The sequence below is a fragment of the Aurantimonas sp. HBX-1 genome (assembly GCF_021391535.1).
In the GTDB taxonomy this organism is placed as follows: Bacteria; Pseudomonadota; Alphaproteobacteria; order Rhizobiales; family Rhizobiaceae; genus Aurantimonas.
Genome location: NZ_CP090066.1, coordinates 357,313 through 372,814, shown reverse-complemented (window position 1 = coordinate 372,814; position 15,502 = coordinate 357,313). Strand labels below are relative to the sequence as shown.

General features: G+C 65.1%; 10 protein-coding genes. 2 read left to right on the top strand and 8 right to left on the bottom strand.

Going from position 1 to position 15,502, the window contains the following annotated elements; all coding sequences use genetic code 11:
• Positions 1 to 48: 48 nt before the first annotated feature.
• From LXB15_RS01705 to argH, 4 genes are all read right to left on the bottom strand, one after another.
• Complete coding sequence (locus LXB15_RS01705; RefSeq protein ID WP_233950574.1) at positions 49 to 2,709, bottom strand: TIGR02302 family protein; 2,661 nt, start codon at positions 2,707 to 2,709, stop codon at positions 49 to 51.
• A 97-nt stretch (positions 2,710 to 2,806) separates the two neighbouring features.
• The gene (gene lysA, locus LXB15_RS01700) at positions 2,807 to 4,081 is read right to left on the bottom strand and encodes a diaminopimelate decarboxylase (RefSeq protein WP_233950573.1); all 1,275 of its coding nucleotides are present in this window, start codon (positions 4,079 to 4,081) and stop codon (positions 2,807 to 2,809) included.
• Between the two features lie 40 nt (positions 4,082 to 4,121).
• On the bottom strand, positions 4,122 to 4,439 hold the full coding sequence (locus tag LXB15_RS01695; RefSeq protein ID WP_233950572.1) for a hypothetical protein: 318 nt from the start codon (positions 4,437 to 4,439) through the stop codon (positions 4,122 to 4,124).
• 79 nt (positions 4,440 to 4,518) lie between these two features.
• On the bottom strand, positions 4,519 to 5,922 hold the full coding sequence (argH, locus tag LXB15_RS01690) for an argininosuccinate lyase (RefSeq protein ID WP_233950571.1): 1,404 nt from the start codon (positions 5,920 to 5,922) through the stop codon (positions 4,519 to 4,521).
• Between the two features lie 25 nt (positions 5,923 to 5,947).
• Here argH and LXB15_RS01685 point away from each other — a divergent pair, with 25 nt between their 5' ends.
• Positions 5,948 to 6,619: a TlpA disulfide reductase family protein gene (locus LXB15_RS01685; protein WP_233950570.1), complete on the top strand. Its 672-nt coding sequence runs from the start codon at positions 5,948 to 5,950 to the stop codon at positions 6,617 to 6,619.
• A 2,198-nt stretch (positions 6,620 to 8,817) separates the two neighbouring features.
• On the opposite strand, the gene LXB15_RS01680 is transcribed toward LXB15_RS01685, so the two are convergent.
• The 4 genes from LXB15_RS01680 to LXB15_RS01665 all read right to left on the bottom strand — a co-directional run bounded on the left by LXB15_RS01680 (position 8,818) and on the right by LXB15_RS01665 (position 12,313).
• On the bottom strand, positions 8,818 to 9,699 hold the full coding sequence (locus LXB15_RS01680) for a 3-hydroxybutyryl-CoA dehydrogenase (protein ID WP_233950569.1): 882 nt from the start codon (positions 9,697 to 9,699) through the stop codon (positions 8,818 to 8,820).
• Positions 9,700 to 9,766: 67 nt separating this feature from the next.
• Positions 9,767 to 10,696, bottom strand: a complete 930-nt coding sequence (locus LXB15_RS01675; protein ID WP_233950568.1) for an electron transfer flavoprotein subunit alpha/FixB family protein — start codon at positions 10,694 to 10,696, stop codon at positions 9,767 to 9,769.
• A gap of 23 nt (positions 10,697 to 10,719) precedes the next feature.
• A complete protein-coding gene (locus LXB15_RS01670) occupies positions 10,720 to 11,469 on the bottom strand; it encodes an electron transfer flavoprotein subunit beta/FixA family protein (RefSeq protein ID WP_233950567.1) in 750 nt (249 codons plus the stop codon).
• Positions 11,470 to 11,746: 277 nt separating this feature from the next.
• A complete protein-coding gene (locus tag LXB15_RS01665) occupies positions 11,747 to 12,313 on the bottom strand; it encodes a cob(I)yrinic acid a,c-diamide adenosyltransferase (protein WP_233950566.1) in 567 nt (188 codons plus the stop codon).
• 696 nt (positions 12,314 to 13,009) lie between these two features.
• On the opposite strand from LXB15_RS01665, the gene LXB15_RS01660 reads away from it, so the two are divergent.
• A complete protein-coding gene (locus LXB15_RS01660) occupies positions 13,010 to 15,499 on the top strand; it encodes a class I SAM-dependent DNA methyltransferase (protein ID WP_233950565.1) in 2,490 nt (829 codons plus the stop codon).
• The last annotated feature ends 3 nt before the right edge of the window (positions 15,500 to 15,502 follow it).

The following is a 15,502-nucleotide window of genomic DNA, read 5'->3' as shown; positions in this document are numbered from 1 at the left end:
CCGAGTCCCGACACGCCGTGCGCCTGATGGCACGGCGGCTGCGGCGCCTCAGGGCGTCTGCAGCAGCCGCTCCAGATATTCCCGCTCCAGCTGCGGCGACAGGCTGTCGCCGAGACGCTCGCGGATGGCGTCGAGGATCTGGCGCGCCCGCTGCGTGTCGATCTCGTCCGGCACGCCGACATCCTGGCCGAAATCCGGGCCCTGGGTCTGGCGCTGGCGGCCGAGCGGGTCGCGCCCCGAGCGCTGCTGCATGCCGTTGAAGCCCTGGCCCATCTGGCCCTGCCCCGGCTGACCGGGCTGGCCCTGCTGGCCCTGCTGCATCGCCTGCTGCATTTGCTGCATCATGTCCTGGGCGCCGCGGCGCATCGCCTCCATGGCGCGGCCCTGCTGGCCGACGGCCTCGCCGTCATTGCCTTCGCCGAGCGCGCCTTCCGCCTCGCCCATCGCCTCGCCGGCCTCGCCGAAGCCCTCCGAGGGCTCCATGCCCATGCCCTCGAGCTCCTGCTGCATGGCCTGCAGCTCCTCCTGCAGCTGGCCCTGCTGCTCCTGCAGCTGCTTCATCATCTCCTGCATCTCTTCGGCGGTCATCGGCTCGCCCTGCTGGCCCGGCTCGCCCTGCTGCGGCTCGCCCTGCTGGCCTTGCTGGCCCTGCTGTTGCTGCTGCTGGCGCTGGATCTGCTGGCGGCCGAGATCGTAGGTCTGGTCCATCAGCTGCTGCTGGCGCTGCAGCAGCTCGCCCATCTTGTTCATCTGCTCCTGCATGGCGTTCTGCTCGCCGCCCTGCTGCTGCTGGCCGGGGCGCATCGCCTGCAGATTGTCCATCATCTGCTGCAGCTCCGAGAGCAGCTGCTGCGCGGCATCCTTGGAGCCGGACTTCGCCAGGTCCTCGATCCGGTCCATCATCCGCTCGAGGTCCTGCGGACGGATCTCCTGGACGTCGCCCAGCTGCTGCTGGTTCATCGGCGGCTGGTTCTGCATCGCCTCGGCGAGCGCCTGCATGTATTCCTGCATCGCCTCGCGCAGTTCCTGCATCAGCGCGTCGATCTCGGCGTCGGTGGCGCCGTTCTCCAGCGCCTCCGCCAGCTGTTCGCGCGCGTCGCGCAGCCGGCGCTCGGCCAGCGACAGGTTGCCGTCCTCAATGCCGAGCGCGATCTCCCACATGAAGTCGACCGCCGACAGCAGCGCCGCGTCGTCATGGGCGGTGGCGATCCGGGTCCGCACCGCCGTCAGCGCCAGATAGTCGGCCGGGCTTTCGATGAATTCCTCGCCGCGCAGCATCACCGCGTCGAGCATCTCCACCACCCGGTCGACCGAATCGGCGTCGAGCGCCAGGAGCCGCCGCTGCTCGATCACCGCGCGGGCCAGCGGATTGCTGAAGCGCCGCTCCGGCAGCGTCAGCCGCTTGGTTTCGGACCGCCCGGTCTGCGCCGCGTCGTCGGTCACCACCAGCGTCATCGCCACCTTGGCCCCGGCATAGGGGCTCTCGGTGAGGTCGGCATTGGTGCGCCCCTCGCTCGGCTCGCGCGCCCGGCGCGGCAGCGCCAGGTTGATCTCCGGCGGCGCCACCAGCGGCCGCGCGCCTTCCGCGATGCTGTCCTCCTCGACGACGATCTCGGCCTCGCCCTTGCGGGCGCCGTAGTCGTCGCTGACCGTGTAGACCAGCTGCAGCGCGCCGTTCTGCGCCACCGACGGATCCTCCTTGAAGGCGATCAGCGGGTCTTGGTCCTCGGTGACGTCGAACGTCCAGCGCCCCATGGTCGAGAACGCCGTGGCGAGCGCCACCGCGCCGCTTTCCTCGAGCGTGAAGACGAATTCGCGCGGGCCGTCGGCCGGCGGCGGCGCGGCTTCGGCAACCTTTGTGGCCTCACTCGGCTCGCCGGCCGCCGCGTCTGCGGCATCGGCCTCGTCCTCGTCCATTTCCGCGCCCACCGGCGGGACCGTCACCGCCTTGGCGCCGTCCCGCGCCGGGGTGAAGCTGAGGTCGGCGGCGGTGGCGTCGGAGATCCGCACCGACAGCACGCTGCCCTCCGGCACGACCACCGGGCCGTCACGCGCCGGCCCCGCCTCGGTCAGGAACACCGGCGCCTTGCCGGTATAGGTCGGCGGCGTCACCCAGGCATCGACCCGCGCTGTCACCGCGCCGGGCACGTCGAGCGCCCCGAACGCGTCGACCACCCGGCCGCCGCCCGGCCCGAACGAGAAGGCGAAGGCGGTAACGAACAGCAGCGCCACCATCGCGCGCAGGCCGAACGGGTCGAGCCGCTCGGTCCGGGTGCGCGGCGAGCCGCCGCTGAGATGGCGCAGCTGCGCCGCCATGCGCCGCTGGTGCTCGCGCCACAGCGCCAGCGCGAACGGATCGGCGGTCGCGGCATGGTCGTCCTGGGTGCGCAGCGGCTGGTGCTGCAGCCGGCTGACCAGCTCGATGCGGGCGTCGACCTCCGCCGCGCCCGGCCAGCGCAGATGGCGGCTGTGCCACAGCGCGAACAGCGCCAGCCCGGCGAGCAGCGCCAGCACCCCGACGCGCGCGGCAAACGGCATCGCGGCAAACAGGCCGAACCAGGAGAGGGTGAGGAACAAGGCGACGAGGCAGGCGAAGGCCACCACCAGCGGCCAGGCGCGCTCGACGACGAGCGCCGCGGCCGAGAGCTTGCGCGTCAAGGCGAGACGCCCGGGCCGCGGGAAGTCCTTGCGCCGGTCGTCCTGCGTCATGGCCAGCTCTCGTTCCTCGTAAGACCTGAGAACCTTAACCGTTTTTACGGCGAAGACGAGGCGGGTGACGCATCTGTGAACCCCGCCGACGCGCCGCTCACGCGGTGTCGTCGAGCCAGGGCGGGAGGCGGTCGAGGGCGATCAGCTCGTCGATCGTCTGGCGCGGCCGCACCGCAAAGAAATCGTCGTCCCGGACCAGCACCTCGGCGATCAGCGGTCGGGAATTGTAGGTGCCCGACTGCACCGCCCCGTAGGCGCCGGCCGAGGAGAGATAGACGAGGTCGCCGGCCTTCACCCGCGGCAGGTCGCGGTCGCGCGCGAAGAAGTCGCCGCTCTCGCACACCGGGCCGACCACGTCGGCGACCATGCGCGCGCCGTCCGGCTGCTCGATCACCGGGTGGATGTCGTGCCAGGCGTCGTAGAGCGTCGGGCGCACCAAATCGTTCATCGCCGCGTCGACGATGACGAAGACCTTGTCGCCGGCCTCCTTCACGTAGAGCACCCGGGTCACCAGGATGCCGGCATTGGCGGCGATCAGCCGGCCCGGCTCGAACACCACCTGGCAGCCGAGGTCGCGCACGTGGCGCTTGACGATCTCGGCATAGGCGGTCGGCTCCGGCGGCGGCGCGTTGTCGCGGCGGTAGGGCACGCCCAGCCCGCCGCCGAGATCGACATGGCTGATGGTGTGGCCGGCGCCCCGCAGCTGCCGCACCAGCCCGGCCAGCCGCTCGAAGGCCTGGTCGAACGGCTCGAGGTCGATGATCTGGCTGCCGATATGCATGTCGATGCCGCACACCGCGATGCCCGGCAGCGCCCGCGCCCGGTCGTAGATGCCGAGCGCGTCGTCGAAGGCGATGCCGAACTTGTCGGACTTCTTGCCGGTGGAGATCTTGGCGTGGGTGCGCGCGTCGACGTCCGGGTTGATCCGGAAGGACACCGGCGCGGTCAGGCCGGCGGCCTCGGCGCGGGCGGCGATCACTTCCAGCTCGGGCTCGGACTCGACGTTGAAGCAGAAGATGCCGGCGGCGAGCGCCAGGTCGATCTCCGGGATCGTCTTGCCGACGCCCGAGAACATGATCTTCTCGGGCGCGATGCCGGCGCGCAGCGCCCGCAGCAGCTCGCCGCCCGAGACGACGTCGGCGCCGGCGCCGAGCCGCGCCAGCGTCGCCAGCACCGCCTGGTTTGAGTTCGCCTTCATGGCGTAGCAGACCAGCGCGTCGATGTCGGCGAAGGCCCGGCTGAACACCTCGTAGTGGCGGGTCAAGGTCGCGGAGGAATAGCAGTAGAACGGCGTGCCGACGTCGTGCGCGATGCGCTCCACGGGCACGCCCTCGGCGTGGAGGGCGCCGTCCCTGATCTCGAAATGATTCATGTCGCCACGGATATGCGGGAGGCTGGAGGGCCGGCGGCGCTCAGTTCAGCAGCGGGTCGAGGATGAAGCTGGAGCCGGCGGAAGCCGGGTTGCGGGTGACCTCGGCGGCGCTGACGATATTGTCGTCCTGGACGGCCGAGATGCGCTGGCTGCTGACGGTGGAGGCGCTGCTGCCGCTGCCGAGGATCGTCCGGCCGGTGCCGGCGCCGGCCTCGCCGTCGGTGACGACGACCGGTTCGCCCTCGGATGCCGGGGCCACGGGCATGTTCTTCACGCCGCAGCCGCCAAGCAGCGCCGCGCCCGCCATGACCACGGCGACTGCCGTCGCCCGCCTCGATCGATCCGTCATGTCGCCCATGCCCGCGCTGTCCGCTGCCGATTGTGGAGCCACCGCCGTGATAGCCGTTCCCGCCGAAGAAATCACCACCCGGGCGCGACTATCGCGCCGTCTTGCCGAGACGCCCGCGCCAGTAGGCGATCTGCGCCCGGACATTGTCGGGCGCGGTGCCGCCGAAACTGGTGCGGCTTTCCACCGAGGCATCGACGCCGAGCACCGAATAGACGTCCCGGGTGATGCGCGGGTCGATGGCGTGGAGCGCCTCGAACGGCAGCGCCTCCAGCCCGACGCCCTGCGCCTCGGCCGTCGCCACCGCCCGGCCGGTGACGTGATGCGCCTCGCGGAACGGCAGGCCGGCCTCGCGCACCAGCCAGTCGGCAAGGTCGGTGGCCGTCGCATAGCCGTGGCCGGCGGCGCGGCGCATCGCCTCGACGTTCACCGTCATGTCGCGGACCATGCCGGTCGCCGCCGCCAGCGCCAGCGACAGCGAGTCGATCGCGTCGAAGACCTGTTCCTTGTCCTCCTGCATGTCCTTCGAATAGGTCAGCGGCAGGCCCTTCATCACCGTCAGCAGCGAGATCAGCGCGCCGTTGATGCGGCCGGGCTTCGCCCGCACCAGCTCCGCCGCGTCCGGGTTGCGCTTCTGCGGCATGATCGAGGAGCCGGTGGAGAACGCGTCGGACAGCCGGATGAAGCCGAATTGCGGCGTCGACCAGATGACGATCTCCTCGGCGAGCCGCGACAGATGGGTCGCACAGATCGCCGCGATCGACAGGAATTCCAGCGCGAAGTCGCGGTCCGAGACCGAATCCAGCGAGTTGCGCGTCGGCTCGCGGAAGCCGAGCGCCGCCGCCGTCGCGTGGCGGTCGATGGGAAACCCGGTGCCGGCGAGCGCCGCCGCGCCGAGCGGACATTCGTCCATCCGCTCCAGCGCGTCGCGGCAGCGCGACAGGTCGCGCGAGGCCATCTCGACATAGGCGAGGCAGTGATGGCCGAAGGTCACCGGCTGCGCCACCTGCAGATGCGTGAAGCCCGGCATCACCGTGCCGGCATGCGCGTCGGCCTTGTCGAGCAGCGCCGCGATGAAGGCTTCCAGCGCTTCGGCCAGCGAGGCCAGCGCCGACTTCACGTGCAGGCGGAAATCCACCGCCACCTGGTCGTTGCGCGAGCGCGCCGTGTGCAGCCGCCCGGCGGCGGGCCCGATCAGTTCGGCGAGCCGCGCCTCGACATTCATGTGGATGTCCTCGCGCTGCCGCGAGAAGGCGAATTTCCCGTCGGCGATCTCGCCCCGGATCGTCTCCAGCCCGTCGCGGATCAGCGCCGCATCCTCGGCCGTGATGATCTTCTGCGCGCCCAGCATCGCCGCATGGGCTTTCGAACCGTCGATATCCTCGCCATATAGACGCTTGTCGAAATCGATCGACGCGTTGATCTCCTCCATGATCGCGGCGGGCCCCGAGGCGAAACGACCGCCCCACATCTCGTTGCTGATCTTATCGCTCATGGAATCCCGAAAGGCTCTCGACGACATGTCCGACGAAACACCGAAGGCTTCGAACGGGCGGCGGCTGGGTCTCGTCGCGGCAGTGGCGCTGTTGTGCGGCGTCGCGGCGGGGGGAGCCGTCCTATACGTGAGCGAAACCCGGTCTGGCAACGAAGTCGCGGCGAACTGCCCGCTGGACGAGACGCTGTCGGCCGCGCTCGACGCCAACGCCCGCGGCGAGGTCGCGGCGGTGCAGCCGCTCGATACGCCCTTCGACGTCTCCGCCATCGCCTTCAAGGACGGTGACGGCAACGCGGCGAGCCTCGCCGACTTCGCCGGCACCACCCTCCTGGTCAATCTCTGGGCCACCTGGTGCGGCCCCTGCCGCGAGGAGATGCCGGCCCTCGACGCGCTGGAGCGCGACGAAGGCGGCGAGGACTTCGCCGTCGTGCCGATCAATGTCGACATGGGCGACCCGCAGAAGCCGAAGGATTTCTACACCGAGACCGGCCTGACCGCCCTGCCCTTCTTCCGCGACGAGACGATGGGCGTGTTCAACGACCTCAAGGGCCAGGGCGTCGCCTTCGGCCTGCCGATCTCCCTCCTCGTCGGCCCCGACGGCTGCGCCCGCGCCGCCATCAACGGCCCCGCCGCCTGGGCGAGCCCGGATGCCGTGCGGCTGCTCGACGTGGTGCGGGAGAGCGAGGCGGGGGCGTGATCAGCACAGCGCACACCAAGAGCGGCTCAAAATTCAAGAATAATATACTTCATATTACAGCTCGAAGTTGCAAAGAAGAAAATATAAATTGACGCACCAAACCGTTGAGGTAGGTTGATTATGTGCAACGGGAGAAACCGCAATGGCAGACCAAGCAGCGATCGTTCATATCGGCGAAAACTCCCCTGAAGAGGTCTCCTACAAGCTATTGCAGATGATAGCTGGCACCGAAAAGATGGTCTTCTTCCCCAACGCTACTGACGGTAGGCGGCACGCCGATCGAAAGTGGATCTTAGACACGTACGCAGAATGCCTTTATGCGGTCAGAGGATATCGAGACCTTCCAAAAAATTGAAGGGCCGAGGCGCGTACTTAACTGGGTTGCGCTTGTGTTACGAAGCCTCAGTCTGATTGCTCGGATCGAAGCTCTATCATCGTTACATCCGAAAGGATCCCTGCTCCCTAGCCGGACTTGCGCTGCCCTATTTCCGCGACGAGACGAAGGCATCTTCAACGAGATCAAGGGACAGGGCGTCGCCGTCGGACTGCAGGTCTCCTTGGAATGGGGTGCGCGGGTATGACCAGTATGTTAGCACCCTAAAAATGATCATCCCATACCGCTCTGGCTCCACAGGTCTCCAATGAAATCTAATGACATAGATGAAACCATCAAATTCCATAATATAAAGAGCAACTTGTTTAGGGTAGCTCATGTCGACGGAGCGCTAGGAGGGATGACTCCAGGCGGTTTCGTCCACGCCTGTGTTTATAGCGAACGTCCAGCTATCCCCCGAGAGGTAGAATATGCTATTTCGGAGGATGGCAACTTAGGTAAGGTTGTCAATGAAGATTCACGAGGAGGAATAGTACGGGAACTGGAGATCGATCTAGTTTTTTCCAGAACCGTAGCTGAAAGTCTTAGAGACTGGTTAAGTAAAGTTTTAGATAACGCTGCCGCTGCGGAGGCCAGGGAGAACGATAATGTATCTGGTTCATAGTAATCCAGTAGGGTTATATCGACCAGCCGAGGAAGTCCTCATACAAAAGGAGACACGCCAGCGCGCTTCTCCACCTACATACTGGACGCAAGCTGATATTAGGCGCCGAAAAAGAGAGCGGATCACTAGGGTGCCGACTCCAAAGTACGATCCAAAGCTTTTTCGTATTGTTTATAAAGAAATATTGAGAAAAGAGGTCTTCTCTTTAGTTCGCGATCTAAAGGAAGAGACAAAATACCATTCCTCCTTGTCATTGATAACGAGGAATAGTAATTTCTCGTGTCTACAAAAGATGGGGAAGCGCGTGAGTCCAATCCTTATAGAGCTTCTCATGAAAGGCGAGACGTCTCCTTTTATATTTCCTTTGCTTAAGCGCATTAACCAATCTGATCCCGTTCCAGTTGAATCTAGAGGTCGCGTTAATGAGATGGCTCAAGCTTGGGTGGCATGGGCAAAGGGTAAAGGCGTCGTGAAGAATGAAATCTTGGTTTCCGAATCAGACGCCTCATAATTGGAAAGCTGAAAGCGACTCCACAAATGAATATAATTGCATTGCATGGGCGGCTTGCGACACACACCACGTAATATGGCCAGATGTAGACCAGACAATGTCCTGGCCGCACGATCTGAGACGAGAAGACACGGTCGAATCGTTTATTCTTTTCTTTGAGATGATCGGATTTATTATATGTGACGGAGAACACTTTGAGCGTGGCTTCACTAAAATAGCGATTTACTGCAAGGATGAACTTCCGACGCATGTTGCCAGGCAGCGAAGTGATGGTCGGTGGACGAGCAAATTTGGGCCTAGCGTCGATGCGAGTCATACTACGCCATTTGTCATCGCAGGCGAATGCTATGGCTCAGTTGTAAAAGTCATGAAGCGATCAAATTCCTTGGGACCTATAACGTTGCCGCCACTGCATCCAGGGCGGGCAAAGCTCATCAGCACAAGTGGATCAACTCTTCTGCCCTAGGAACTTAGGTGCGCGCCGTGGGAAGCAAGCTTCATCTTTGTGAGTTGCCTCATCGCAAATACCGCATTGAGCAAGCGACCAATTGGCACGCTGGGGCCGCCCTCGTGCCTAGAATGGCTGACGGAGGCAGGGCGCAGACCCTTCGCTGGTAGACGGCCCCGCGGCCGATAACAGACGCGCGCATCCAAAGATGCCAATCGCAGTTCCTGAGCAGCCGCCCCTCCTACCGTGTCGGGACCGGCGTCTCGCCGCGATAGTCGTAGAAGCCGCGGCCGGTCTTGCGGCCGAGCCAGCCGGCCTCGACATATTTCACCAGCAGCGGGCACGGCCGGTACTTGGAATCGGCCAGCCCGTCATGCAGCACCTGCATGATCGACAGGCAGGTATCGAGGCCGATGAAGTCGGCGAGCTGCAGCGGGCCCATCGGGTGGTTGGCGCCGAGCTTCATCGCCGTGTCGATCGATTCCACCGAGCCGACGCCCTCGTAGAGCACGTAGATCGCCTCGTTGATCATCGGCAGCAGGATGCGGTTGACGATGAAGGCCGGAAAATCCTCCGACACGGTGATGGTCTTCTCCAGCGAGGCGATGAAGCCGCGCGCCGCCTCGAAGGTGGCGTCGCCGGTGGCGATGCCGCGCACCAGCTCGACCAGCATCATCACCGGCACCGGGTTCATGAAGTGGATGCCCATGAACCGCTCGGGCCGGTCGGTCGCCGCCGCGAGCCGGGTGATCGAGATCGACGAGGTGTTGGTGGCCAGAATCGTCTCGGGGGAGAGATGCGGGCAGATCTCGCGGTAGATCTTGCGCTTGACCGTCTCGTCCTCGGTCGCCGCCTCGATGACGAGGTCGAGGCCGCCGAGCCCCGCCGGGTCGGTCGTCGTCGTCACGCGGGCGAACGCCGCGTCGCGCTCCGCCGCGGTGATCTTCTGCGAGGCGAGCTTGCGCTCCAGCGAGGCGTCGAGCCGCTTCAGCCCCTCCTGCAGCCGCTCCTCGGAAATGTCGTAGAGCGTCACCGCGTGGCCGGCGAGCGCCGTGACATGGGCGATCCCCGCGCCCATCTGCCCGGCGCCGACGATGCCGATTGTCTCGATGCCCTTGTCCATCCGCAATTCCCGTTCTCGGCGCCCCGGCGCCAACCTATCGGGGCGCCGGAACCCCGTCAAAGCCGCGTCAGAGCTTGTCCTTCAGCTCCGGCAGGATCTGGAACAGGTCGCCGACCAGGCCGTAGTCGGAGACCTGGAAGATCGGCGCCTCCTCGTCCTTGTTGATCGCCACGATCACCTTGGAATCCTTCATGCCGGCGAGGTGCTGGATGGCGCCGGAGATGCCGACGGCGATGTAGAGGTCGGGCGCCACCACCTTGCCGGTCTGGCCGACCTGCCAGTCGTTCGGCGCGTAGCCGGCGTCCACCGCGGCGCGCGAGGCGCCGATCGCCGCGCCCAGCTTGTCGGCGAGCGGCAGGAGATATTCCTCGAACTTCTCCTTCGAGCCGAGCGCCCGCCCGCCCGACAGGATGATCTTGGCGCTGGTCAGCTCCGGCCGCTCGCTGTGCGCGAGTCTGTCCTCGACGAAGCGCGACAGGCCGGGATCGCCCGCCGCCGCCACCGTCTCGACCGGCGCCGAGCCGCCCTCGCCCGCCGCCTGGAACGCCGAGGTGCGCACCGTGATCACCTTCTTGGCGTCGCGCGACTTCACCGTCTGCATGGCGTTGCCGGCATAGATCGGCCGCACGAACGTATCCGGCCCCTCGACCGCCGTCACGTCCGAGACCTGCATCACGTCGAGCAGCGCGGCGATGCGCGGCGCGACGTTCTTGCCGCCGGTGGTCGCCGGCACGACGATGGCGTCGTAGCCGCCGGCGAGCCCCACCACGAGGTCCGCCAGCGGCTCGGCGAGGCCGTTCGCGTAAACCTCGGCGTCGGCATGCAGCACCTTGGCGACGCCGGCGAGCTTGGCGGCGGCCTCCGCCACGGCGGCCGAGCCCGAGCCCGCGACGAGCACGTGCACGTCCCCGCCCAGCTGGCTAGCGGCGGTCAGCGTCTTGGCCGTCTGGTCCGACAGGACCGCATTGTCGTGTTCGGCGATGAGAAGCGTGGTCATCGGATGATCTCCTGGAAGGGCGCTCAGAGCAGGCCGGCTTCGTTCTTCAGCTTGTCGATCAGCTCGTCGACGCTCGCCACCTTGATGCCGGCGTCACGGCCCTTCGGCTCGGCCGTCCGGACGATCTCCAGCCGCGGCGCGATGTCGACGCCGTAGCCTTCCGGCGTTTTCTCCTCGAGCGGCTTCTTCTTCGCCTTCATGATGTTCGGCAGCGAGGCGTAGCGCGGCTCGTTGAGCCTGAGATCCGTGGTCACGATCGCCGGCAGCGAGAGGTCCACCACCTGCAGCCCGCCGTCCACCTCGCGCGTCACCACCGCGCGGCCGTCGGCGATCTCTATTCTGTTGGCGAAGGTGCCCTGGCTCCAGCCGAGCAGCGCCGCCAGCATCTGGCCGGTCTGGTTGCAGTCGTCGTCGATCGCCTGCTTGCCGACGATGACGAGGTCGGGCTTTTCCTCCTCGACCACGCCTTTCAGGATCTTCGCCACGGCGAGCGGCTCGGTCGGCTGGTCGGTCTTGACCAGAATGCCGCGGTCGGCGCCCATCGCCAAGGCCGTGCGGATCGTCTCCTGCGCCTGTTGCGGGCCGACGGAGACGGCGACGATCTCGCTCACCGTGCCGGCTTCCTTCAGCCTTATCGCCGCCTCGACGGCGATCTCGTCGAACGGGTTCATGCTCATCTTGACGTTGGCGAGGTCGACGCCCGTGCCGTCCGGCTTGACCCGGATCTTGACGTTGTAGTCGACCACGCGCTTGACGGCGACGAGGACCTTCATGGGTACGCTCTCCCTTGCTCGCCCCGCCGCTCGGGCGGGTCGCGTCGGCCGGGCGCGAACGCCGCGGCCGCGGCCTGATATCTGCCCGACGCGATATCGGATTCTTACGTAATCGTCAAAGCGGCGTGCCGGTCTGCGGGCTTAGTGACGCCCCGGCCCGCATCTTTCAAGCCCCGCCGCCGCGGCCCAGGGGCACCTACCCCGCCGGCCCGCCCCCGAAGCCGCGCCCTGCGCCGCCCGCCCGGCACCGCCGACCGGCGTCCCGGCCCGCCGCGCCCTAGCGGCTCTGCCCCGGCACCCAGAGCACGTCCGCCCGCCCGTCGTCATTGGCGATGCGCGAGGCGACGAACAGATGGTCCGACAGCCGGTTGACATAGGCGAGCGCCACGGCCTCGACGGTCTCGACCCGCCCCAGCGCCACCATCAGCCGCTCGGCCCGCCGCGCCACGGTCCGCGCCAGGTGCAGATGCGCCGCCGCCGCCGAGCCCGCCGGCAGCACGAAACTCTTCAGCGGCTCCAGCCGCTCGTTCATCGCGTCGATCTCGCGCTCCAGCCGCTCGACCTGCGAGGCAATGATCTTCAGCGGCTCGTAGCCGAGCGGCTCGCCGGTCAGCGGCGTCGCCAGCTCCGCGCCGAGATCGAACAATTCGTTCTGGATCCGCGCCAGCATCGCGTCGAGCGCCGCGTCGGCGGAGAGGCGCGCCAGCCCGATCACCGCGTTCAGCTCGTCCACCGTGCCGTAGGTCTCGACCCGAAGATCCGACTTCAGCCGCCGCTCGCCATTGCCGAGCCCGGTCTCCCCGGCATCGCCGGTGCGCGTGTAGATCCTGTTGAGCTTGACCATGCTGTCTCCGGTTTTCCGGCGACGTAGGGCGCGGGACGGGGGGAGACAGGGGGCGGTCAGTGCCCATCTGCGTTATCGGGCTTGCCTCACTAGTCGCTTGAAGCGGGCACAGCCGATCCGCCAGTAAATGGCCGGCTATCGCTCGCCAATAATTCTTGCCTCGGGAAGAGAGACGAGGTATCTTGTTGTTCGCAACAAGATCGTGAGCTAATTTGTGACTATTCTTTATACCCCCGGTCAGTTGCGCAGCGCGATATCGATTGCTCCGGAAACCTATCGCCACTGGAAGAAGGCACTCAGTCCGCTGCGACGAGGACGTGGCCACAGTCCTTGCTTTACTTCAGGCGACCTGGTCGCCGTTGCGGTGATTCGGGAGCTTGCAGTCGAAATGGCGGTTCGCGTCGGCGCCCTGGCGCCTATCGCCGTACCGCTGTTCGCGCTGTGTAACCAATCGCCGTGGCCCGCACTTGAACGCACGAAGCTGATTGTCGATCTCCACGCAGGGCAATTGCGGCTTCGGACGGAGCTCGCCGAGACTACAAGCGAGCGGCCAACGATCACTATCCCACTGCGGTCCATCGTCTCTAGGCTTCGCGAGCAGCTCCTTGCTGCTAGCGACTCAGAGAAGCAGGCGTCGCTGCGCTTCCCACCCATTCCAGTTGGCACTGCGACCGCGGCCGCAGGCGGAGCCCGGTCGTGAACGCGGTCGAGTGCATCGCGCAAGCGGCTCGCGACATCGGCTATCGCGCGGAGGCAGTCGTGCTTGACTATGCCTTCGCGGATGTGTTGAGCGACGCCAATACGACGCGGACTGTCCAACTCGCTGCCTTTACGCGCACGCCGCCTTCTTACCGGTCCGCCGCACTCGCCGTCGTCAATAGCAGAGGCCACCGCGCTATCGATCTCGTGAAACAGCATCGTGCCTTAGGGGCACCTCTGCTGTTCGTTATCGAGCACGACGACGTTACCGTCTGGGAGGTGCGAAGCGACGCGCCACCACGCGCGATCGAAAAGGTTACGGTCACTGATATCGCCGAGCTATTCGGGCGCAATCAGGCGAATTGGCATCCCGACGCTATTCACCGGGCAAAATCGATCGGTGCTTCGGGAACGGGATATCAGCTCGATTTTGTCGACGTAGGTCTTCTGCCCACGATCGAAAGCGAAATTCATCTCAAGCTGGATCGTCTTCTAGTCGAAACCCTCGATCGGGTACGCCAGGCGCCGAGCGGCGACCGCCTCGACGCGCGCACATTGTTTCGCGTCGTTTTCCGCTTGCTGGCGGCTAAGGTTCTGCAGGACCGTCGCCACCCCTATGCCGATGGTTGGGATGCGAATGATCTGGGATCGGTGCTGGCGGGCATCGAGAGCTATTATGCGCTCGCGCCAATCGCAGGCCAAGCGAACACTGCGCTGCCGCGAATCTTCGATGCGGCATGGCGGCATTTGCAAGGCGGCATCAGCTTTTCCAACATCTCGTCAGACGACCTTGCTTTCGTCTACGAGAACACGCTGATCACGCCGGAAACGCGGAAGCTGTTCGGGACCCACAGCACGCCGCGCCAAGTCGCCGAGTATGTGGTCCAGCGGCTCGAGCTCCACAGGCATAAGCCTGAAGATCTAAGGATTTATGAGCCGTTCGCGGGCGCCGGAGTTTTTCTCGTCTCGGTGCTGCGCCACCTGCGCGACCTTTTGCCGGTAGAGTGGTCGGATCAGGAACGGCACGACTTTCTAATCGGCCATATTTCAGGCGATGAGGTTGATCCTTTCGCCTGCGAAGTCGCGACATTGTCGCTGATCCTTGCCGACTATCCCAATCACAATGGCTGGCACGTGAAGGAGGCCGACCTCTTCGCCGATGGCGTGCTGGCGCAGCGGATCGGGGAGAGCAACGTGATCGTTTGCAATCCACCCTTCGAAGCCTTTAGTGCCGCCGACAAGGGGCGCTACGCAGTCGCCCGGGAAACGCACTCCAAGGCGATCGCGGCGCTGAGCGCGGCAATCGACGGCAAGCCTCTCGCCTTGGGTTTTGTCCTTCCGCGATCATTCATCTTGGAGCGTCAATTCGCTGAACAGCGTCGCAGGATCGAAAATCTCTACAGCACCGTCGAAATCCTTAAACTTCCCGACGGTATTTTCGGCGCATCGGATGTCGAGACCTCTGCCGTTATTGCCCGCGATCTGCGTGGGTCCGATGCCGGGACGATAGCCCTGCGTTCAAGCGAGGTGGCAGAGCGTGACCGCTCGGCCTTCCTGAAGACGGGGAGGGCTACGGTCCATCGCGAGCTTGTACGAGCTATCGACAAGCAACCTGAGGGCCAACTGTGGATACCGCCGCTCAATGATTTGTGGGACTATCTGGAAGATTATCCGAACCTGGCGTCGGTTCTGAAGCCGAGCCGGGGGCTGGAATGGACTTATCATCAAGACCAAGCAACGAGTGAGAACGAAAAGCCGGGGTACCGGTTAGGCTACGCAAATGCGCGCCATCTTCAGCAATATAACCAGCCACGGCCCCTATGGCTCGATTTCCGATCTGACCATCTTCGCAGGGGCGCCGCGCACGACTGGATGCACCCCAAGCTTGTGGCAAGCGCAACCCGGCTAAGCCGCGGCGCTTGGTGTATCGGGGCTTTCGTCGATACAGCCGGCCTCCTGTGCTCACAGCAATTTTTTGGATTGTGGCCAAAGAGAGCGCTCGCGGAGCAAGAACTTGCGGCCTTGGGCGGTGTCCTCAACGGTCCAGTTGCAAACGCCTATTTAGCGATCAACTCGCCCAAGGATCGATTTCGAACGTCCGTGGTAGGAAGTGTCCCGATCCCAGCATTGCTGCCCGCAAAGCTGACAGACCTGGTCGGCAGCTATTTGGAGCTGCTGCGCAATCCGTTGATCTTGGGAGACGTCGATACGCGGCTTGCCGGCCTATTATCGCAGATTGATGCCGCCGTTCTGGAAGCATACGATCTGCCGTTGCGTCTTGAGCGGCAGTTACTGGCCTTCTTCGAAGGGTCCGAGCGGCCAGTTGCTCACCCCTGGACGCACTGGAATGCCGCATATCCCATGCCGGGCCTGAGCCTGGCCGAACGACTGTCAGGCCGGTTCAATGCCGGAGGGGATTGGGTAGGCAAGATATTTAAGCCTCTACCCAAAGAGCAGGCCTTGCTTCTCCGCGATTATGTGGCTTGAAGC

Coding starts and splice junctions, on each gene's coding strand:
- LXB15_RS01705 (WP_233950574.1), bottom strand. CDS start 2,709: ATGACGCAGGACGACCGGCGCAAGGACTTCCCGCGGCCCGGGCGTCTC.
- lysA (WP_233950573.1), bottom strand. CDS start 4,081: ATGAATCATTTCGAGATCAGGGACGGCGCCCTCCACGCCGAGGGCGTG.
- LXB15_RS01695 (WP_233950572.1), bottom strand. CDS start 4,439: ATGGGCGACATGACGGATCGATCGAGGCGGGCGACGGCAGTCGCCGTG.
- argH (WP_233950571.1), bottom strand. CDS start 5,922: ATGAGCGATAAGATCAGCAACGAGATGTGGGGCGGTCGTTTCGCCTCG.
- LXB15_RS01685 (WP_233950570.1), top strand. CDS start 5,948: ATGTCCGACGAAACACCGAAGGCTTCGAACGGGCGGCGGCTGGGTCTC.
- LXB15_RS01680 (WP_233950569.1), bottom strand. CDS start 9,699: ATGGACAAGGGCATCGAGACAATCGGCATCGTCGGCGCCGGGCAGATG.
- LXB15_RS01675 (WP_233950568.1), bottom strand. CDS start 10,696: ATGACCACGCTTCTCATCGCCGAACACGACAATGCGGTCCTGTCGGAC.
- LXB15_RS01670 (WP_233950567.1), bottom strand. CDS start 11,469: ATGAAGGTCCTCGTCGCCGTCAAGCGCGTGGTCGACTACAACGTCAAG.
- LXB15_RS01665 (WP_233950566.1), bottom strand. CDS start 12,313: ATGGTCAAGCTCAACAGGATCTACACGCGCACCGGCGATGCCGGGGAG.